Here is a 19,897-nt window from a genome sequence, read left to right as displayed (position 1 = left end):
GTCAGGCCGAACTCCCAGTCCATGGTCGCACGCCATGGGGGGGAGGTCTGCGTTGTCGTCTGCCGTTCCCCGGCGCAGGCGGACAGCGTCAACCCCAGTGCGAGCGCGCCCCAGCCCTTCAACTGGAAGGCTCGCATTCGCTCGTGCGATCGAGCGCCCTGATCTGGATGTGTTCGTCCCATCGCTCCCGCAGCAGCGCGCCGAGGACACGGTCCGCGCGGACGTCGAGCAGGACGAAGCCGGACGGCACGAGGGCGCGACCGATCACCTGCCCGTCTCGACTGAATATCAGCCAACGGCGAGCCGGCTCCAGCCCGGGCAACGTGTACTCGGGCAGCCAAACCGCGCCGCAGGCATCGACGAGAGGGCGGGCCAGAGGTCCGGTTCCGTACTCGGGGAGCCTCTCTTCCTGGCGGCTCAGGCGCTCCTCCTCCGCGCTGGCTGGCCCTTCCCGCGCGCTGCCTCGCCGAAGTACCAGGTGTAGGATGCTGTCTCGAAGGGCCTGCTCCACCGGCCGTCCGTGCCGCTGCCACGCCACATGCTGCTCGGCCACCCCAGGGATCCCGATGCGGAGGTAGGAAGCGGAGCGCGGCCAGAACCAATAGACGTCCCGCCCCGCGCCGGCGATCGTCGCACGTGGTGAGACCGGCCCCGGGATCAGCCGCCCGTTGTCCCGTCGCACGCGCGATCCCATCGGAAGGAGCCGGTCCTCTGTCACGCGGGTCCCTTCGGCGTCCCAGAACGCGAGCCGTCCGGGCAAGGCCGTCGTCAGACCTGCCGTTGCGTCCGCCGGGACGTCTTCGCGCTCTACGAAGGTGGCCCAATGCCCATCCCACAACGCGACGGGCGTGCTCCAGGCGCGATCCGTGGGCAGACGCAAGGTCCTCGCGTCGCCCTCGACGCCATGCACGATGGACACCACCGCCCCATCCCCGGAGTCCTGGTCGGGAGACTCCATGACCCAGATCGAGTCGCCCCGATACCGTCCCAGGCCCCACGCGCGACCAAAGCGACCGCTGGCTCGCCTAGCGCCGTCCGGGCTCAAGATCTCGATATCGCGCGTACCCGCCGACACGCGGACCACGACGGTGTCCAGCAGGATCCCCGCGCGGCTGTCGTGTACAGGCGCGCGCAGCGTGTCGTTGTGGAACGCCCACTCCACCAGCGGCGCATCGCCGATCTGCCACATGGGAACGGCTCCGGCGTCGAACCCTGCGTCGGATCTGATCGTGGGCGTGACTTCTCGGTCGCCCGATGTCCTCCCACAGGCGGCCCCGAGCAGCGCGCTGCCCGCGACGGCTACCGAGACGGCCCTGGAGCTACGTGAGCGAAAGCGCATGATGACGGACCGGGGTGGATCTCCGCGGCTCCCTGGGTACAGATCGGGGCAGCACCGGCCCACGGCGAGTCTCCCCTACCCCTCCTCCGCCCTCGCCACCGCCGCGATCAGATCCCGGAGCCGCGCCAGGTCCCTGAGGTCCAGCACCTCGCCCGGCGCGTGGCTGTAGCGACCGGGCCAGGACAGCCCGGCGTTGGGTGCGCCCTGGAACGTGAACGTGGTGCCGTCCGTGCCGCCCTGGGTCAGGCCGATCTGCAGGGGGATGCCCGCCTCGCGGGCGATCCGGCGCACGCGCGCCCGCACCTCGTCCGGCGCGACGCTCGAGTTCTCGATGCTCCGCAGCACCGGTCCCTGCCCCAGTGGCGCGTACGCGAAGTGGGGCGACTCCAGCGGCGTGTCCGACGACACGAACGTGTCGATGCTGAAGATGCGTCGGGCGGAGGGCCCGTAGCGCCGCGCCATCGCGGCCGCACCGCGCAGGCCGCCCTCCTCGTGCACCGACCAGGTGAACAGGACCTTGTGGGACAGCGCGTCCGGATCGATCCGGTGCAGCGCGAGGATCAGCGCCGTGGTGCCGGCCCGATCATCCAGGGCGCGGGCCGTGAAGCGGTGCCGGCCCAGCCGCAGGCCCTCCTTGTGGCTGGTCACGCCGGAGCCCTCCCCCACCCCCAGCGCCGCCAGGGCGGGCCCGTCCAGGCCGAACCAAGCCTGGATGACGTCCGGCCGTTTGCGGGCCGGGGCGTCCCGGGTGAGGAACACGCCCCGGAGCGGCGGCCGGGGCGCCTCCACGCGGAGCGCCTCGCGGGCGCGCTCCCGGGTCGGGTCCACGCCCCGGCCGGAGGCCGTGCTGGGCGCCCCGGGCGGGTCGAAGTGCAGCAGCGCGGTCTGGCCCTCCCAGGCGGGCGCCACCGCCCCACCCCGCGCCCCCAGGGTGACCACCCCGTCGGGCGCGACGGATTCCACCTCGTAGCCCACCTCATCCATGTGGGCCATGAACACCGTGGTGTCGCGGTCGGGCCCGGCCTCCACGATGACGTTGCCGATGTCGTCCACCACCGCCCGCTCGCGGGCCCAGGCCGGCAGGGCCTCCAGCACGGCCCGCCGGACCGCCCACTCGTGGCCGGGCACGGCGTGGAGCTCCACCAGTCGCTCCAGGAGCGCCGCCACCTCGTCCAGGTCGGACACGCCCGTCGTCCGGAAGGGCGCGCGGGCCGGAGCGTCCACCCAGGCCGCGCCCGCCGGGAGGGCCACGCCCGCGGCTTCCGCCACGGCGGCCCGCAGGCGCAGCGCCTCCTCGGCGCGGATCCGCTCCGACAGGGCCCCCGCATCCTCCACGGCGGGCGCCAGCCAGCGCACGGACTCGACGCCGCGCTGCGCCAGCACGCCCCCGAAGGAGCCGAGTCGCCCGGCCGGACGGGACTCGGCCACGGCGGAAGGTGCCCCGGGCGCCACCACGACGACCTGGTCCACGGCGCCCCCGCGTGCCAGCAGCGACGACAGGCCCACCCATCCCAGGCCTTCCTGGGCGCTCAGCACGAACGTGTGCTCGCCCCGGGGCGGGGAGCGCCGGGCGGACTCCGCGACCGTGGCCACCGCGGCGCAGCCGGCCCGGGCGCCGGCGGACGGGCCAGCCACGGCGCCCTCCAGGGCCCAGGCGGGCCAATGCCGCACCACGGGATCCAGCAGGTCGGTGCCGAGCGCCGCCACGTCCTCCCGCGCCTCCGCGCCCACGTCCACCCAGAGGTCGTCGGCGCCCACCACGGCCGAATCGCCCCGGTGCTGCTGGGCGAAGTGCCCGTTGGCGTTGGCCACCACGCCGGCCACCGGCCCGTCGGCCGTGAGGATCCGCACCTGCTGCGCCTCGTGCGCCTGGTCCCAGAGCGGATGGTCCGAGCCGCGCCCGATCCGGTGCAGGCGCAGGTAGCCGTCCTCGGTGATCTGGCTGGCGGCGTACGCGGGGGCGTCGAGCGCACAGGCGATCACGCTGCGCGGGCTGCCCGAGCCGGTGCGCAGCACCAGGTTGCCCCAGGCGTCCGCGCTCCAGCCGTCCAGGGCCTCCGCCAGGGCCGGAGCCACCCGCCGCTCGTAGCCGGTGGGCACGTCCAGCGCCACCCACCCGGCGAGCGCGTCCAGGGCCGGATCCATGCGCTGCTGGCCAGCCACGGAGGCCGCGTCCGCCATGCCCCCGCCCACGAGCAGGCACCCCGCCAGCCCGATGGTGCGCCTCCACCCCGGGACCCACGTCTGTGCCTGCGTACGGTTTCGACCCCGCGACCGGGGGAACGCCGCGGTCCGGGGTCTTTCGCAGCGCGCGCGGCTCGTCTCGTTCATCGCTCGTCTCCCTGGATGCGGATGCGCACGCGTCCGGCGGTGCGGTCGGTCAGCTCGGCCACGAACGTCTCCACGTCCGCGGCCGGCACGTCGAACTCGAGATGGATGGTCTCGCCGTACTCGGATCTCGTCGGCTCGACGCCGAGAGCGGACAGGAAACCCGCCACGGCGCCCGAGTCCTCGTAGCGATGCTCCACGGCGACCCTGCGGGTGTGCACCACCGGCACCAGCTCCGCAGCCTCCAGGGCCGCCGCCGCCGCCCCGCCGTAGGCGCGGATCAGCCCGCCCACGCCCAGCTTGGTGCCGCCGAAGTACCGGGTCACGACGAGCACGGCGTCCGTGACGTCCAGCCCCTCGAGGTGCTGCAGGATGGGCCTGCCCGCGGAGCCGGCGGGCTCGCCGTCATCACCGAAGCGGAATGTGTCCCCGCGGGCGCCCACCCGCCACGCGAAGCAGTGGTGGCGGGCGTCGGGGAACGCGGCGCGGGCCGCGTCCACCGCCGCGTCCGCCTGCGCCGCGTCGCTCACCGGGACCAGATCGGCGATGAAGCGCGAGCCCTTGATGCGGGGGATCTCCACCCGGACGGCGCGCGCCACCGTGACGTCGCCGTCCGCCATGGGATCAGCTCCACATCCGCTCTTCCGCCAGGAAGGCGGCGAAGCCCGCCCGGTCGGTGCTGGCCTCGCGGAAGCGTCGCACCCCTTCCTGGATGTCTTCCATGCTGTTGGCGATGGACAGGCGCAGGTAGTGCTCGCCTTCGGCGCCGATCTTCCCGAACGACTTCCGGTCCATGGTGGCGATGCCGTAGCGGTAGAGCAGGAACATCTGCAGCATACCGGCCGGGCTGGTGCGCGCGCGGCCCTCCGGGGAGAGCGCGTCGTAGGCCTCGAAGATGCCGAGCTCGCGGCACACGCCCTCCACGTTGGGGAAGACGTAGAACGCGCCCTTGGGCATCTGGCAGCGCACGCCCGGGATGGCGTTCAGCGCGGGGACCACCCAGTCCCGGCGCTCCTCGAACTCGCGCACCATCGCAGCCACCGTCGCCGCCGTGCGCGGGTCCTCGTAGGCGGCGCGTCCACCCTCCTGCAGGAACGGCGGCACGCAGGAGACCGTGTTGATGTTGAGCTGCTTGAAGACCGCGGCTTCGGCGGCCGTGGGCAGCACGGCCCAGCCGAGGCGCCAGCCCATCATGGCGAAGCCCTTGGAGAGGCCGGACGCCAGCACGGTGCGTTCGGCCATCCCCGGCTCGGAGAGGATGCTGGCGTGGCGCTCGCCGTCGAAGAGGATGTGCTCGTAGATCTCGTCGGCGAAGACGCGCACGTCAGGTGAGCAGCGCGAGCGGATCACCTCGGCGATGGCGCCCAGATCGTCCTTGGAGAGCACGCCACCCGTGGGATTGGACGGGGAGCAGAGGATGACCAGCTTGGTGCGCTCGCTCACTCGGGCCGCGAGATCGTCCGCCGTGAAGGCGAAGCCGCGCTCCTCGGAGAGCTTGAGCGGACGGGGCTCGGCGCCCACGAACGTGATCCAGGACTCGTAGATGGGGAAGCCGGGACTCGGGTAGACCACCTCGTCCCCCGGGTCCACGTACGTCTGCATCGTGTAGCCGATGGGAGGCTTGCCGCCCGGGGTGACCACCACGCGCTCGGGCCCCACCTCCACACCGCGCGTGCGCGTCACGTGCTCCGCGATCGCCTTCCGGAACCCGGGCAGCCCCTGCGGATCGCAGTAGGTGGCGTTGCCCGCGGTCAGCTCGGCGATGGCGACGTCGTTCAGGTAGGGCGCGCTCCGGAAGTCGGGCGCGCCCAGGTTGAAGCGGATCACGTCCAGCCCGCGGTCGATGCAGCGCTGGATGTCCTCGCCCAGCTTGAACGCGTTCTCGGTTCCCAGGCTCCTCAGTCGCTCGGCCAGCACCGCCATGCTCGACGCTCCGGTCCTGCTCAGGGGGTGGGGCGGCGGAGAGCCGACCCGGTCGGGGCGGGAAGTTCAGGCGCGGCGGGAGGTGCGGCAAGGCGGGTGGCACGGCACCCGCGGCGGAACCGGTCCGAGGCCGGCCGCCATGTCAGAGTATGACACGGGTGGGGGCTTGCGGCCAGACGTCCCCGATCGGGTAGGGTTTCCGGCCCGATCGCGGGTCCGACCCGGACACACGTGAAGCGCGCTCGCCAGGACGGAGAGGATCGATGAGGAGTCATACCGTCGTGATCGTCGGAGGTGGACCCACCGGCCTCATGCTCGCGGCCGAGCTGGCGCTCGCGGCCGTCGACGTGGTCGTCCTGGAGCGGCGGGCGGATCAGTCCCTGTCCGGTTCACGGGCGCTCGGGATCACGGCGCGCACCCTGGAGGTCCTCGACCAGCGCGGCCTCGCGGAGCGGTTCCTCGAGGCGGGTCAGACGGCGCAGATCACGGGCTTCGCCACCACGCGCCTGGACCTCAGCGACTTCCCGACCCGCCACCCCTATGGTCTTGCGCTCCGGCAGAAGCACATCGAGCGCCTCCTCGCCGAGTGGGTCACCGAGCTCGGTGTCCCGATCCTGTACGGGTCGGAGGTCGACGGGTTCGTCCAGGACGAACGCGGCGTCGACGTCACGCTCGACGACGGCGGGTCCATGCGCGCCCGGTTCCTCGTGGGCTGCGACGGGGGACGGAGCGTCGTGCGCAAGATTGCGGGCATCGAGTTCCGCGGCTGGGATGCGACGACCAGCAACCTCCTCGCCGAGGTGGAGATGACGGAGACGCCGCCCTATGGTGTGCACCGCACCGCGGCGGGTCTGCACGCGTTCGGACGGGAGGAATACGAGATCCGGAACGGCGAGATCATCTACAAGGAGGTCGGGCCGATCGGCGTCATGGTGACCGAGCCGGATGTGGGATCGACGCGTGAGCCCACGCTGGAAGACCTCAAGAGGCTGCTGGTGCTCGCGTGCGGCACCGACTATGGCGCCCACTCCTTGACCTGGATCTCCCGGTTCACGGACATGACGCGGCAGGCCGTCCGGTATCGGGATGGGCGCGTGCTGCTCTCGGGGGACGCCGCCCACGTGCACTCCCCCATCGGCGGTCAGGGCTTGAGCACCGGAGTCCAGGACGCCGTGAACCTCGGGTGGAAGCTCGCGCTGGTGGCCAAGGGCCTCGCACCGGATCGCCTGCTCGATTCGTATCACGACGAACGCCACCCCGTAGGCGCACGCGTGCTCGAGGCGACGATGGCGCAGGTGGCCTTGAACCGCGACGACGAACGCACTGGGGCGGCCCCCACCGTCCTGGGCGACATCCTGCGGATGGAGGAGCCGCGCACGCTCCTCGCCGGGCGGATGTCGGGCCTGGACATCCGCTACGACCTCGGCGAGGGACATCCCCTGCTCGGACGTCGCATGCCCGACCTCGACATCGAGACGTCGCACGGTGAGCGGCGCGTGTTCAGCTTCCTCCATGGCGGACGTGCCGTCCTGCTGGACCTCGCCCGCAGGGGCACGCTGGACATCACGCCCTGGGCGGACCGCGTGCAGCATGTGATCGCAGCCTACACGGACACGTGGGTGCTACCGGTGATCGGCCCGGTCTCCGCGCCCGACGCGGTCCTCATCCGGCCGGACGGCCACGTCGCCTGGGTGGGAGAGGGGACCCCGGCGGGGCTCACCGAAGCGCTCGCGACCTGGTTCGGCCCGGCGGCCCCCGGGGGCACGAACCGCAACGGCCAACTCGGCACAGGTTGAACTGGCGGACAGCGCGCGCCTTGCCCCGCCGCCTCGCCGCCCCGATGGTCCGCCATGCCCGCCCTCGACCCCACGTTCGCGCTGCGCACGGAGCGCCTGCGTCTGACCCCGCTGCAGGAGTCCGACGCACCCTTCCTGGTGGAGCTCCTGAACGACCCGGACTTCCTGACACAGATCGGCGACCGGGGCGTCCGCGACGAAGAAAGCGCGGTGGTGTGGTTGGACAGCGGCCCGCGTGCCAGTTGGAAGACCCATGGATTCGGTCTGCTGCGTGTGGGCCTGCGTTCCGGCGGCACCGCGATCGGCATCTGCGGGATCCTGCGACGTCCCGGCCTGGACCACCCGGACCTGGGCTTTGCGCTGCTGCCGGCCTGGCGCGGGAAGGGCTTGGCCTCGGAGGCCGCGCGCGCGGTCCTGGACCACGCGCGCCATGCGCTCGGCCTGACCCGCATCGAGGCCATCACCTCGATCGGCAACGCCGCGTCGGGCCGGGTGCTGACCGGCCTGGGCTTCCGCCTGGAGGGGGAGGTCCAGGTGGGGCAGGAGCCGGTCCTGCTGTACGGATCCGACGGACTGGGGACCGATGGCCAGACCCCCGCGTGACAATATCCCCCCTGTATGGGAGATTTCCCTACGGCCAGGGCCACCCGCGCGGGTCCATATTCCCGTGATGAGCCCTGTGCGTCCCTGTCCACCGTCCCGGCTCCGTATGCGCCCGATCTGCCGCCTCTCCGCCCTGACCGGACTCGCCACGCTGCTCGCGGCCGGCTGCGCCAGCACCGCGTCCACTCCGGAGCCGGGGGCGGCAGGCCTCGGCGTCGCCGCGGCACCGACCACGGTTGCCGCCCCGCGCGCGGCCCCCGCCGGTACGCCCCGGACTCCCGTCGCGCACGCGCCGACCTCCCCGAGCCTCGACGATCCCATCGTCCGGCTGCAGCGCCGGCTCGCCAGCGGGGACGTCCAGCTCGTCTACGACTCCATCCGGGGCTGGCTGCCGTCGCTGCTCGCAGCGCTGGACGTACCGATCGAGTCGCAGGGCCTGATCTTCTCGCGCACCAGCCTGCAGACGGACCGCATCGCTCCGTGGACGCCGCGCGCGGTCTACTTCAACGACGACGTCTATATCGGCTGGGTGCAGGAGAGCCCGATCCTGGAGATCGGCGCGGTGGATCCGGACGAGGGCGGCGCGTTCTACACGCTGTCGCAGAACCCGGAGGGCCCTCCCACCTTCACGCGGGAGACCACGACCTGCCTGATGTGCCACGAGTCCAGGAACGTCACGTTCGGCGTGCCCGGCTTCATGCTGCTGTCCGTGCTCGCGGACCGGCACGGGTACGTGATCACCAACGTGCATGACGGCCCGACCACCGAGCGGACGCCGATCGACGCGCGCTGGGGCGGGTGGTACGTCACGGGCTCCGCCGGCAACACGACGCACGCCGGCAACGCCATGGCGCCCGACCTGCACCACGAGGTCGGAGACCGGGCGCGCTATCTGGCCCAGCAGGACCTGACGTCCGAAGCGCATGTCACGTCGCTCGAGGGCCGATTCGACACCACGCCGTACCTGTCGGAGCACAGCGACATCGTGGCCCTGTTGGTGCTGGCCCATCAGGCCCGCATCCACAACCTGATCGCGCTGGCGGCCCAGGAATCGGCCACGGCGCTGCGCGAGCAGGAGTACCTGCTCCGGACCACCGGTGAGGCACCCCCGACGGACGGACTGACCCCCGCGACCCGGATGCGCATCGACGGCGCCGTCGACCGCCTCGTGCGCGCCATGTTCTTCGTGGGGGAGGTTCCGCTCGGTGGCCCCGTGGTGGGCACGTCCGGATTCGCCGAGATGTTTGCCACGCGTGGCCCGCACGACAGCCAGGGGCGCTCTCTGCGGGATCTGGACCTGGGCAACCGTGTGTTCCGCTACCCGCTGAGCTTCCTGATCCATTCGGACGCGTTCCTGGCGCTGCCGGACGCCGTGCGCCGCCGGGCCTATGACCGGGTGCGCGCCGTGCTGACGGGAGAGGACCGGAGCGGCGACTACCAGCACTTGTCGGCGGACGACCGCGCAGCCATCCTCGAGATCCTCACCGAGACCCAACCGGACTTCGTGGCGCTGACGGTCGAGTGAGAGCAACGGACCGTCGGATCCCGCGCGTACGGGCTGCGGCGGTGACGACATCCACCGCAGGCCGAGTTGCAGCGATCGCTCATGGGTCCGCTCCGCATGCTGGTTCCCCGCATCCCGGTCCTCGGCATCGCGGTGTTCGTCCTGTCGGCGCTCACGCTGCACCCCTCGGCGTCGGCTCAGGAGCTTCCGCGTGAATGGGCCACGCTCGGCGGCTACGCCGGTGTCGCCAGCGCCCGCTCCCTCTGGAGAAGCCCGTACGAATCGCGTAGAACCGGAGCTCCGACCCTGGGCGTCTTCGCGGATGCGCGTACGTCCATCGACGCGCTTTCCGTGCTGGCCTCGGCGGGCCTCGTGCGCCGCGGGGGCGAGGTCTACAACGAGCGTCAGGATCCGGACGGCCTCGGCGCCACGGAGTTGTCCGCCGACTACCTGACGATGTCGGTGCTGGCCAAGGGGCGCCTGCAGGTGGGACCGCTCACCGGCTGGATCGGCGTGGGGCCCACGCTGGACATCCTGCTCCGCTCCAACCGCAGCGGCGTCCTCAACCAGATCCTCGAACGCGATCACGTGACGGGCGGCGGGGCCACGGCCGGGGCGGGTGTCGACGTCGAGGTCACGCCGACCTACCGGATCGGGCTGGAGCTGCGCGCCACCGAGCGGCTCACCACCGCGTTCGACGGCGTGGCAGGCGACGTGCGCTTCCGGACGTTCGAGGCGCTCGTCCGGATCGGGAGGATCGTGCGCTAGCGTCGGGGCGATTCGCCGCTATTCGCCTTCGTAGAGCCGTGCCAGGTCGACGATCTCCAGGTCGTCGCGGTCCCCGTCAGCCCGGAGGAGGTCGGGGTCGAAGTGCTGCCCGAACAGCAGCAGCTTGGCGGACGCGGCGGTCTCCCCCAGCGCTCTCCGCGCCTCCTCGAGTCGCCGCAGGTGTCGGAGTGAGAGCCGTTCGCCAACCTTCGCCTCGCCGATCGCCGTCACCGTTCGGCCGCTCGGGGTCTCGGCATCTCCACCCGCCACCACCACGTCGAGCTCTCGTTGCTCTGTCGCGCCGGTATCACCGTTGGTGACGGACAACGTCGTGGGTCCGACGTGGACGGGTGCACCTCCAAGCGTGTCGTGGCTGGCGAAGTGCATCGTCCACGACCGGGCCATCGACTCGAAGCACGGCCCCAGGACCTGAGAGCGGAACGTAGGGGTGAGTTCCGCCCAAAGCGCATCGATGTCCGCACCGTGGCGGCGCAACCTGGCCTGGTGGCGACGGAGGATGGTGTAGTGGAAGCGAATCAGAGGATCGGCCGGCTGGTAGGTCGGACGGTTGTCCCGCACCGGGTCCTGCACCTCGGTGATGAAATCGGCAGACACGAGGGCCGACACCACGCTGGAGAGGGAGCCGCCAGGGATCTTCACGTAGTTCGTCAGCGAACTCCAGGCGTGGTTGCCGAGTGCCACACCGGCGAGCGTCGAGTGGTAGAGGTTCGGCTTGCGCGCCTTCGACAGCGTGGGGTCGTCTGCGAACAACAGGTCCACTTCGCCGAACAGGGGTGAGGTCGGAGAGAGCACACGGAGCGAAACCCAACGGTCGAAATCGTGGGGGCCGGTGGGAAGATCGTGTCCCACCATCTCCCGAGCGTACGCGGCGACCCCACCGATGACCGCGTAGGTCAGGACCGCGGTCTCCAGATGATCGATTCCGTGCAGCAGACGCGCGGTGCGGAAGTCGAACGGTTGCAGCCTGAGGTCGAGCGAGGCTCGACCCCGCAGGGGCGCGGTTCCGGTGAGGAGCTGTCCCATGACGCTCAGGGCCGATCCGCACAGGACCAGACGGGTCCGGGTCTCCCGTCGTGTGCCCGCCCGGGGCGCGTACGCCCTCTGCACCAGGGAGTCCAGTGCCGGCGTGTGCTCCAGCATGTAGGGGAACTCATCCAGGACGACGAGCGTCTCCCGGCGATTCCCCAGGTCCATCAAGGCACCGATGGCGTCGTCCCATGATCCGAACGCGAGGGGAGCGATGGACCTTACGTGCGTCCCGAGGTGCCTTCCGAGATCCTGCAGGGATTCACCGCTCGATCCGCGCACGGCATGGTAGTAGAAGCCCTGCGTCTGCTCGGCCAGGCCCTGGAGCAGGAAGGACTTACCGATGCGCCGCCGGCCCCAGACCAGACCCAGACTGGCCGCACGCTCTCCGCTGGTGGCGAAGTCCACCAGTTGCCGCCATTCGGCCTCGCGGCCGATCATGTCGCCCATCGGGTGGATCGGCATAATTGGTCGAGCATGATTTAGTAAACTATATCTGATCAATATGGCGTGCCGAACTCCGACACCGCAAGGCGTCTGGTCCAGCCGCGTTGCCGTCGAGCCCCCGAACCGCGAAGGCGGCGGCCGACTGCGCCAGGAACCCATCCACCCCCCACAGAATTGGACACCGGTGCCTCGGAGGACCCCACGCCGTGGAGCCCCCACGGCCTCCGTGGCCCCCTCCCCCGATCCGAGCGAGCCGACGACCATGACCCAGCCCGAGCCCTGTGACGCCCTCATCATCGGAACAGGCCAGGCCGGGAAGCCGCTGGCCGGCGCGCTGGCCAAGGCCGGATGGCGGGTGGTCGTCGTCGAGAAGGGACGCGTGGGCGGGACGTGCGTGGTAGAGGGCTGCACGCCCACCAAGACCATGGTGGCCAGCGCGCGGGTCGCGCACCTGGCCCGGCGCGCCCGCGACTACGGCGTGCACGCGGGGGAGGTCACCGTGGACCTGGCGGCCGTGCGCGCCCGGAAACGGGCGATCGTGGACGCGTGGAGCGGCAGCAGCGAGCGCGGGCTGACGAAGCACGATACGCTCGAGCTGGTCCCCGGCGTGGCGCGCTTCACGGGCCCGCGCGCGGTCTCCGTCCACGACGCGGAGACGGATGGCGAGGGCGTGCCCGCTCGCCGCTTCGCCGCCGAGCACGTCTTCATCAACGCCGGCACCCGCACGCGGATCCCCGACCTCCCCGGCCTGGACCGTGTCCCGTATCTGACCTCCACGTCGATCATGGAGCTCGCGGAGGTGCCGGAGCACCTGATCGTCCTCGGGGGCGGGTTCATCGGGCTCGAGTTCGGCCAGATGTTCCGGCGCTTCGGCGCCGCCGTCACGATCGTGGAGGGCGGCGCGCGTCTCGTCGCGCGCGAGGACGAGGACGTCTCGGACGCGCTCGCCGACATCCTGCGGGACGAGGGGATCGACCTCCGGCTGGACACACCTGCCGAACGCGTCGGCGTCGGTCCCGACGGTGGCATCGCGTTGCACCTGGAAGGGGGCGACACGGTGCTGGGAAGCCACCTGCTGGTGGCCATCGGCCGCAGGTCAAACGCCGATGGTCTCGGCCTCGAGCACACCGGTCTGGAGCCGGACGCGCGCGGCTTCATCCCTGTGGACGATCGCTGCCGGACCGGGGTGGAGAACGTCTGGGCGCTGGGCGACATCACCGGCGCGCCTCCGTTCACCCACATCTCCTACGACGACTACCGCGTGGTCGAGTCGCAGCTGCTCGGCGACGGGTCCGTGACCCGGGCGGGTCGCCTGCTGCCCTACGTGATGTTCACGGACCCCCAGCTCGGGCGCGTGGGCCTGACGGAGGCCGATGCCCGGAAGCAGGGGCGGGACATCCGGGTCGCGAAGCTCCCGATGGAGCGTGTGGCGCGCGCCGTGGAGACGGACGAGACCCGCGGGTTCATGAAGGCCGTGGTGGACGCCGGGACCGACCGGGTCCTGGGCGCGGCCATCCTCGGGATCGAAGGCGGCGAGGTGATGAGCGTCCTGCAGATGGCCATGGTGGCGGACCTGCCGTTCACGGCGCTCCGGGATGGGGTGTTCGCCCATCCCACCCTGGCGGAATCGCTGAACAACCTGTTCTTGGCGCTGGAGTAGACAGCACTCCAGCTCCGCGCCTCCGTTGTTCTCGAGTGCTCGTTACCTATGAAACGTGTCGTACACTGTGATCACCGATGACAGTCCTCAGCGCACTCCCAATCGGAACCGAGATCGCGATGCTCAGGATGGGCCGGTCGGCTCCGCATTCGAAGACCTGCAACTCCCGGCCATCGTGGGTGAGGCGGTATCCGCGTTCACTCAGCTTCGGGAACAGACCAACTAGTTGACGAACGCGTCCCACACAACGACCGCACCCATTTCATCGTCGTACGTGAATACCCTCATGGACCCGGCGACGGGCCCCCGACCCAACAACCCTCCCGGGAAGTCGTCCAGGCGCGACTGTGCAATGACGGCTCCGCGACTCGCGTCGACGACCTCGATCACCAGATCGAAGATTCCTGCAGGGCCTTCGGTAGGATAGGGAGCGTCGGGCGGAAGGGGGCGAGGGGACACTTCTTGAGGCATCCTGATGATGGTCCACACCCTGTTCGTCGCGTCCTCGCCCACACCCAGACCGAAGCTCGGCGGTCCTCCGCCCCGGGTGAAGGAAGCCCAGTCGGGGCCAGCGAGTTCAAGCGTCGCACCTATGCTGGCCCCCGTACGCAGGTCGATTCGCCGGAGAGTGTAGTCGGGGTTGTTCAACACCCAGGCGTGGCCGGCGGTGGACGGCGCGAAGTCCACTCCCCGAACGTAGCCGCCGCTCGAGTAGGTTCGATCCGGAGCAGTCCACATTACCTCACCCCTGCTCCCGATCAGCGACACCCCGGCGACATCGCCGGTGCGAAACCCGGATGCGGTCGCGACGAGCATCGCGCCCCCCGCGACCCCGAGGAGCGCATTCTTCTCGGGAACAAATGGCAGCGGCTCTTCGCGAGCCACTCTGTAGGTAGGGTCAAGCACGATCATTCTCAGATTACCACGGTCGAAGAGGACCACGGAATCCGCCGCTCCGACCCCAAGCGCGATGATGTCGCTGAACTCCCCCGGACCTCGTCCTTGACGCCCCACACCGGTCAGGAATTCGCCTTGCGCATCAAAGACAAAGACCTCGTGGCCCTTGCGTTCGTCGACGATGAGGTAGTTTCCGCGGTGCCAGAGAATCCGTGTTGTTGGACCGAACGGCGATGCGTTCGGGTCCAGCCTGACTACCGGAACGAGGCGGATTGCTGCGGGACGCTCCCGATGAACAGCGCGCGAAGACTGTGCCTCGACACTCTGGCAACCTGAGACCGTGACGACTACAAAGAGAATGGTAGAGAACGTCTTTCGCAGCGAAGCGAATGAGCGAGCGCGCATGGCGAATCACCTCACCAGGCGGTGAACAGGTCGCGGCAACCCGATGGTCAACGGCTCGCAGGAGGGGGGCGAGGTCCCTTGACGATTACCTGTAGACGTCTTACCAGCGCGGCTGAACCGAGGCAAGCTTCTTCGATCAAAGGACGCGCCTCCGCTTGGCGCCCACCAGTCGTCCGGCGAGCACAAAGGAGATTCGGCGGGGGTCCTTGGCCCCTGGCGGTGGACGACATCGGCAGCCCTGACCCGGCCGGTCAGCCTCCGTCCAAGGCTCGGCCAGCCCCAGACCCCGGCCCCGGTCCCCCCGGAAGTTGCCGCGTCCCCCCCGCCCCGAGCATACTGGCGGGATGCGCCTCGTCCTGCCGCTCCTGCTGCTCGGGACGCTCCTGCCGGCCCGACTGTCGGCCCAGGAGGCGTCCTCCACCCCGATGGTCCACCGCCTGGACGCCACGCCCCGGACCGTGGCCTGGGGCTACTACTGGGCGGAGGCCGCCCCGGTGCTCCGGATCCGGTCCGGGGACATCGTGGACGTCTCCACCCTCCTGACGTCCACCCCGGAGCGCCTGGAGGCCGCGGGCATCCCACCGGACGAAGTCCAGATCAACCTGCGCGACGTCACCGAGGTGGTGACCGACCGGGGGCCGGGGGGCCACATCCTGACGGGGCCCGTCTTCGTCGAGGGCGCCGAGCCGGGAGATGTCCTGGAGGTCCGCATCCTGACGGTGGACCTGCCGATCGCCTACGGCTACAACGGCTGCAGCGGCTTCATGCGCGAGCTCTGCCCGGAGGAGCGCACCCGCATCTTCCGGCTGGACCGGGAACGCATGATGGCCGAATTCCAGCCCGGCATCCATATCCCGCTCCGGCCCTTCTTCGGCAGCATGGGTGTGGCTCCGCCGCCGGACGCCGGACGGTGGAGCTCGGTGCCGCCCTGGATCCACGCCGGCAACATCGACAACCGCGAGCTGGTCGCGGGCACGTCGCTCTACATCCCGGTGCACGTGCCGGGCGCGCTCTTCGAGATCGGCGACGGCCACGCCGCCCAGGGGGACGGCGAAGTCAACCAGACCGCCATCGAGACCTCCCTGCGCGGCCTGGTCCAGCTGATCGTGCACAAGGACCACAGCATCGAGTGGCCGCGGGCCGAGACCCAGACGCACTGGATCGCCATGGGCGCGGATGAAGACCTCACCGAGGCCACGCGCATCGCCATCCGCCAGGCCACCGAGCTGATCCACGACCGCTGGGGCGTGGACACGGGCGAGGCGTACCGCCTCGTCAGCCTGGCCTGCGATCTCCGCATCACCCAGCTCGTCGACCAGAAGGTCGGCGTCCACGTCATGATCCCGAAGTCCATCTTCAACGCGGGTAGCGAACCATGATCTCTCGTCGCTCCTTCCTGGGTGTCTCCTCCGCGGCGCTCGCCGGCACCGCCTGTCAGGGCGCAGAATCGCAGACCCGCGAGGCGGCCTCGCAGGACGTGCCCGCCCCCATCGCGGCGCTCACGTCCGTGCGGGACCAGGCGCGCCCCATCACCCGCGAGGAGCGGGCGGGCCGGATGGAGAAGGCGCGCCGCCTCATGGCGGACAACCGCATCGACGCGTTGATGCTCACGGGCGGGACGTCGCTCGTGTACTTCTCCGGCATCCAGTGGGGGCTGTCCGAGCGGCTGCTCGCGCTGATCATCCCCCGCACCGGAACGCCCTTCGTGGTCTGTCCCTTCTTCGAGGAGGACCGCGCCCGCGAGCAGCTGGCGGACGGCCCCTTCGACGCCGACAGCGAAGTGCTGACGTGGCACGAGGACGGCGACCCCTACGCGCTCGTGGCCCAGGGGCTGCGCGACCGCGGCATCGCCACCGGACGCCTCGGCGTGGAAGAGACGGTGCGGTTCGTGTTCTCCAACGGCGTGGCCCAGGCCGCCCCCGCGCTGGAGATCACCAGCGGCACCCCGATCAGCGCCGGATGCCGCATCCACAAGGACGCGCACGAGCTCGAGCTCATGCAGCTCGCCAACGACGTGACGTTGCGGGCCTACAAGGCCGCCTACGAGTCGATGGAAGAGGGCATGACCCAATCCGACTTCGGGCGCCTGGTGTCGATGGCGCACGAGCGCCAAGGCTTCTCCGGCGGCGCCAGCGTGCAGACGGGCGAATACGCTGCGCTGCCGCACGGCTCGCGCACCCCGCAGGTGATCCGGGAGGGGACCATCCTCCTGATCGACGGCGGCTGCGGCGTGGAGGGATACCGCTCCGACATGAGCCGTACCTTCGTGCTGGGCCAGCCCACACAGAAGATGCGGGACGTCTTCGAGATCGAGTTGGCGGCCCAGACGGCCGCGCTGGAGGCCGCGCAGCTCGGTGTGCCCTGCGAGGACGTGGACGCGGCCGCGCGCAAGGTCATCTCCGACGCCGGCTACGGGCCCGACTACGCCTACTTCACGCACCGCGTGGGCCACGGGATCGGCATGGACGGCCACGAGTGGCCGTACCTGGTGCGCGGGAACACGCTGCCGCTCGCGGTGGGCATGACCTTCAGCGACGAGCCCGGCATCTACATCCCGGGTGAGTTCGGTGTGCGCCTGGAGGACTGCATGTACGTCACCGAGCAGGGCGCGAAGCTGTTCACGCCGCAGTCGACCTCGCTCGACACTCCCTTCGCGGGGGTGGCGTGAGCCGCGGGCGGGAGGGCCTCGCGCTCTGCGCGTCCCTGCTGCTGGCCGCCTGCGCGGCCGAGCAGGGCACGCTGGAGGAGCGTGACCCGGACTTCCCGCCCACGTTCGAGTCCGTGCAACCGGAGCTGTTCTCCGCTTCGGGGGCGCAGCCCAACGCGTTCATCGATTTCGACAACGACGGCGATCTGGACCTGTTCGTGGGCTTCCGCAACGGGCCCGACCGTCTCTACCGCAACGACGCCGGGACCTTCACCGACGTGGCCGCCGACGTCGGGCTGGCCAGCCCCGAGGACACGCGCGTGGCGTCCTGGGGGGACTTCGACGGGGACGGCCATCTGGACGTCTACATCGGCTTCCCCGCCGGGGGCGGCACCGACCGCATCTACCGCAATGACGGAGACGGGACGCACTTCACGGACGTCACGGGGCAGCTCGGCGTCTCCGTCGACGGGACGACTCGTCAGACCTCCTGGATCGACATCGACCAGGATGGGGACGTCGATCTCTTCGTGGCGCTGCGCGACGGCCCCAATCGCCTCTACCGCAACGACGGTCAGACCTTCACCGACGTGACGGAGGAGACCGGGATCGGCGATCCCCGCCGCACGGTCGGAGTGGCCTGGGCGGACTTCGACCAGGACGGGGACCTCGACGCCTTCGTGGCCAACCAGAACGGGGACGCGGACGGCTTCTACCGGAACGACGGCGGGACCTTCACGGACGTGGCCGCCGAGCTGGGCATGGACGGCGGCGAGCGCTCCGAGGAGATCGGCGGTGTGGGGCCGGACGTCACCGACTACGACAACGACGGGGACCTGGACCTGTTCGTGGCCAACTACGGCCCGGATGCCATCTGGCGCAACAACGGGGACGGCACGTTCACCGAAGTGGCGCAGGGCACGCCGGTTGCCGCCGACCATCACAGCACCACGGCCGCCTGGGGCGACTACGACAACGACGGGTGGCCGGACGTCTTCGTGGCCGCGTTCCTGGGAGACGAGCCCGAGGCGCCCGACCACCTGTTCCGCAACGTCCAGGGCACCTTCGCGGACGCCACGCCCGCGCTGATCCTGACCAAGGGCGCGAGCCACGGCGTGCGCTGGGCGGACTACGACGCGGACGGCGATCTGGACCTGGCGCTCGCCAACAACGACCCCGGTGTGGGGACGCATCCCCTGCTCCGGAACCTGCTCCCGGCCGAGCGCGCGGAGCGCTCCGTCCAGGTGCGCGTGCTCGATCCCAGCGGCCGCCATACGCGCGCGGGTGCGGAGGTGCGGGTCTTCGAGTCCGGTACGGACCGACTCCTGGGGTCGCGGCTCGTGGACACGGGCGGCGGCTATTGTTCGCAGGGCGCCGCGCCGGTGCACGTGGGCCTGCCCGCGGGGATCGAGCGCGTGGATGTGGAGGTGACGGTGCTCACGCCCGGAGGCCGCACGAGCCAGCGGGTGGAAGGCGTGGACTACCGCGCGCTGCCCGGGCGGGTGCTGACGGTGGAGCGGTAGCGCACGACGCTGGGACACGCGAGGCGGGCCCGCCTCCTGACCTCCCGCGGGCGCCGTTCACGCCACTCCCGAAGGACACCCCCTGCCGGAGATCCGACATGCCCCCGACCTACCGCGACGATCCCTACGGCAACTACAACTTCCTGATCGAGGTGCAGGGGATCAGCGACGGGGCCACGGCCCGCGGATCCTTCTCGGAGATCACCGGCCTGGGCGTCGACATCGACGTCATCGAGTACCGGGTCGGCACCGAGGACATCACCGTGCGGAAGATGCCGGGCCTCGCGAAGTATCCCAACCTGGTCTGCAAGCGGGGCGTGACCGGCGACGCGACGTTCTGGAACTGGCTGCTGAGCGCCCTGCAGGGCAACGTGCAACGCGCCACCGTGCGCATCTCGCTGCTGGATGAAAGCCGCCAGGAGGTGATGCGCTGGAACCTGCGGCGCGCCTGGCCCTGCAGATGGATGGGCCCGGACCTCAAGGCCACGGGGTCGGAGGTGGCCATCGAGTCGCTGGAGCTCTGCCACGAAGGCATCGACCTGGACGACTGACGTGGCCACGCCCGACGCGCGCAGGGAGCCGCGCCCCCCGTACGTGGTGCTCGATGTGGACGTGACGGACGACGTCGTCGAGCTCGTGCTGCTCAATGTGGGTCAGACGCCCGCGCACGAGGTCCGGGTCACGCTCGACCCGCCGCTGTCGGCGCTCGGAGGACAGGTCGCGCTCGGAGACCTGCCGCTCTTCCGCTGCCTCGGGCTGCTTCGGCCCGACCGTCCGATCCGGGTCTTCGTGGACCGCCTGAGCGCGCTGCTGGAGCGCAAACCCGTCCGCTTCCGCGCCACGGTGGGATGGCGGGACGACGACGGCCGCGCGCACGAGCGCACGTTCGAGCACGACCTGCAAGCGTTCCGGGGTTTGCCGTCGCTGCAGCGGCGACCCTGAGCACGGTCGTTCGCCAGCGGCGGCGGGTGAGGGCGGCCGCCGCCCGCGTGAGGCCGCGACGGCGTCTA

Annotated in this window: 16 protein-coding genes; 10 read left to right on the top strand and 6 right to left on the bottom strand. The window is 70.8% G+C overall.

Annotated elements, in window-relative coordinates:
- Positions 1-118: 118 nt before the first annotated feature.
- The 4 genes from R3E98_17310 to R3E98_17295 all read right to left on the bottom strand — a co-directional run bounded on the left by R3E98_17310 (position 119) and on the right by R3E98_17295 (position 5,590).
- A complete protein-coding gene (locus tag R3E98_17310; protein MEZ4425159.1) occupies positions 119-1,189 on the bottom strand; it encodes a hypothetical protein in 1,071 nt (356 codons plus the stop codon).
- Positions 1,190-1,414: 225 nt separating this feature from the next.
- A complete protein-coding gene (locus tag R3E98_17305) occupies positions 1,415-3,520 on the bottom strand; it encodes a M20/M25/M40 family metallo-hydrolase (GenBank protein MEZ4425158.1) in 2,106 nt (701 codons plus the stop codon).
- Between the two features lie 146 nt (positions 3,521-3,666).
- On the bottom strand, positions 3,667-4,287 hold the full coding sequence (locus tag R3E98_17300) for a YigZ family protein (protein MEZ4425157.1): 621 nt from the start codon (positions 4,285-4,287) through the stop codon (positions 3,667-3,669).
- A gap of 4 nt (positions 4,288-4,291) precedes the next feature.
- Positions 4,292-5,590, bottom strand: coding sequence for an aminotransferase class I/II-fold pyridoxal phosphate-dependent enzyme (locus tag R3E98_17295; protein ID MEZ4425156.1), 1,299 nt, complete (start codon positions 5,588-5,590; stop codon positions 4,292-4,294).
- A 263-nt stretch (positions 5,591-5,853) separates the two neighbouring features.
- Between R3E98_17295 and R3E98_17290 the strand changes: the two genes are divergently transcribed.
- From R3E98_17290 to R3E98_17275, 4 genes are all read left to right on the top strand, one after another.
- Complete coding sequence (locus R3E98_17290; protein MEZ4425155.1) at positions 5,854-7,386, top strand: FAD-dependent monooxygenase; 1,533 nt, start codon at positions 5,854-5,856, stop codon at positions 7,384-7,386.
- Positions 7,387-7,440: 54 nt separating this feature from the next.
- Positions 7,441-7,989, top strand: a complete 549-nt coding sequence (locus R3E98_17285) for a GNAT family N-acetyltransferase (protein MEZ4425154.1) — start codon at positions 7,441-7,443, stop codon at positions 7,987-7,989.
- A 106-nt stretch (positions 7,990-8,095) separates the two neighbouring features.
- Entirely contained in the window at positions 8,096-9,514 is a 1,419-nt protein-coding gene (locus R3E98_17280) for a hypothetical protein (protein MEZ4425153.1), read from the top strand.
- 81 nt (positions 9,515-9,595) lie between these two features.
- Positions 9,596-10,261, top strand: a complete 666-nt coding sequence (locus R3E98_17275; GenBank protein ID MEZ4425152.1) for an outer membrane beta-barrel protein — start codon at positions 9,596-9,598, stop codon at positions 10,259-10,261.
- A gap of 18 nt (positions 10,262-10,279) precedes the next feature.
- Here the strand turns inward: R3E98_17275 and R3E98_17270 are convergent, their stop codons facing one another.
- Positions 10,280-11,758, bottom strand: coding sequence for an ATP-binding protein (locus R3E98_17270; GenBank protein ID MEZ4425151.1), 1,479 nt, complete (start codon positions 11,756-11,758; stop codon positions 10,280-10,282).
- Positions 11,759-12,017: 259 nt separating this feature from the next.
- Here R3E98_17270 and R3E98_17265 point away from each other — a divergent pair, with 259 nt between their 5' ends.
- Positions 12,018-13,415 carry a mercuric reductase gene (locus tag R3E98_17265; GenBank protein ID MEZ4425150.1) on the top strand — a complete coding sequence of 466 codons (1,398 nt, stop codon included), beginning with the start codon at positions 12,018-12,020 and terminating at the stop codon, positions 13,413-13,415.
- Positions 13,416-13,637: 222 nt separating this feature from the next.
- Here the strand turns inward: R3E98_17265 and R3E98_17260 are convergent, their stop codons facing one another.
- Entirely contained in the window at positions 13,638-14,717 is a 1,080-nt protein-coding gene (locus tag R3E98_17260) for a 6-bladed beta-propeller (GenBank protein ID MEZ4425149.1), read from the bottom strand.
- 344 nt (positions 14,718-15,061) lie between these two features.
- Here R3E98_17260 and R3E98_17255 point away from each other — a divergent pair, with 344 nt between their 5' ends.
- The 5 genes from R3E98_17255 to R3E98_17235 all read left to right on the top strand — a co-directional run bounded on the left by R3E98_17255 (position 15,062) and on the right by R3E98_17235 (position 19,829).
- Positions 15,062-16,096 carry an acetamidase/formamidase family protein gene (locus R3E98_17255; protein MEZ4425148.1) on the top strand — a complete coding sequence of 345 codons (1,035 nt, stop codon included), beginning with the start codon at positions 15,062-15,064 and terminating at the stop codon, positions 16,094-16,096.
- Complete coding sequence (locus R3E98_17250) at positions 16,093-17,385, top strand: Xaa-Pro peptidase family protein (protein ID MEZ4425147.1); 1,293 nt, start codon at positions 16,093-16,095, stop codon at positions 17,383-17,385. Before R3E98_17255 ends, R3E98_17250 begins: the two co-directional genes overlap by 4 nt.
- Positions 17,382-18,887 carry a CRTAC1 family protein gene (locus tag R3E98_17245; protein MEZ4425146.1) on the top strand — a complete coding sequence of 502 codons (1,506 nt, stop codon included), beginning with the start codon at positions 17,382-17,384 and terminating at the stop codon, positions 18,885-18,887. The genes R3E98_17250 and R3E98_17245 overlap by 4 nt, the downstream gene beginning before the upstream one ends.
- A gap of 98 nt (positions 18,888-18,985) precedes the next feature.
- On the top strand, positions 18,986-19,438 hold the full coding sequence (locus R3E98_17240) for a phage tail protein (GenBank protein ID MEZ4425145.1): 453 nt from the start codon (positions 18,986-18,988) through the stop codon (positions 19,436-19,438).
- 1 nt (position 19,439) lies between these two features.
- Positions 19,440-19,829: a hypothetical protein gene (locus R3E98_17235; protein ID MEZ4425144.1), complete on the top strand. Its 390-nt coding sequence runs from the start codon at positions 19,440-19,442 to the stop codon at positions 19,827-19,829.
- Positions 19,830-19,897: the final 68 nt, after the last annotated feature.

The sequence above is a fragment of the Gemmatimonadota bacterium genome (assembly GCA_041390125.1).
GTDB lineage: Bacteria > Gemmatimonadota > Gemmatimonadetes > Longimicrobiales > Gaopeijiaceae > JAGQIF01.
The sequence above is the reverse complement of the archived record's forward strand: the minus strand, read 5'-3'. Positions and strand labels throughout refer to the sequence as shown.

Bases quoted from the DNA above. Each gene is read 5' to 3' on its own strand.
- R3E98_17305 (MEZ4425158.1), bottom strand. From the start codon at position 3,520: ATGGCGGACGCGGCCTCCGTGGCTGGCCAGCAGCGCATGGATCCGGCC.
- R3E98_17255 (MEZ4425148.1), top strand. From the start codon at position 15,062: ATGCGCCTCGTCCTGCCGCTCCTGCTGCTCGGGACGCTCCTGCCGGCC.
- R3E98_17240 (MEZ4425145.1), top strand. From the start codon at position 18,986: ATGCCCCCGACCTACCGCGACGATCCCTACGGCAACTACAACTTCCTG.
- R3E98_17250 (MEZ4425147.1), top strand. From the start codon at position 16,093: ATGATCTCTCGTCGCTCCTTCCTGGGTGTCTCCTCCGCGGCGCTCGCC.
- R3E98_17270 (MEZ4425151.1), bottom strand. From the start codon at position 11,758: ATGGGCGACATGATCGGCCGCGAGGCCGAATGGCGGCAACTGGTGGAC.
- R3E98_17280 (MEZ4425153.1), top strand. From the start codon at position 8,096: ATGCGCCCGATCTGCCGCCTCTCCGCCCTGACCGGACTCGCCACGCTG.
- R3E98_17265 (MEZ4425150.1), top strand. From the start codon at position 12,018: ATGACCCAGCCCGAGCCCTGTGACGCCCTCATCATCGGAACAGGCCAG.
- R3E98_17285 (MEZ4425154.1), top strand. From the start codon at position 7,441: ATGCCCGCCCTCGACCCCACGTTCGCGCTGCGCACGGAGCGCCTGCGT.
- R3E98_17290 (MEZ4425155.1), top strand. From the start codon at position 5,854: ATGAGGAGTCATACCGTCGTGATCGTCGGAGGTGGACCCACCGGCCTC.
- R3E98_17275 (MEZ4425152.1), top strand. From the start codon at position 9,596: ATGGGTCCGCTCCGCATGCTGGTTCCCCGCATCCCGGTCCTCGGCATC.
- R3E98_17310 (MEZ4425159.1), bottom strand. From the start codon at position 1,189: ATGTGGCAGATCGGCGATGCGCCGCTGGTGGAGTGGGCGTTCCACAAC.
- R3E98_17300 (MEZ4425157.1), bottom strand. From the start codon at position 4,287: ATGGCGGACGGCGACGTCACGGTGGCGCGCGCCGTCCGGGTGGAGATC.
- R3E98_17295 (MEZ4425156.1), bottom strand. From the start codon at position 5,590: ATGGCGGTGCTGGCCGAGCGACTGAGGAGCCTGGGAACCGAGAACGCG.
- R3E98_17260 (MEZ4425149.1), bottom strand. From the start codon at position 14,717: ATGCGCGCTCGCTCATTCGCTTCGCTGCGAAAGACGTTCTCTACCATT.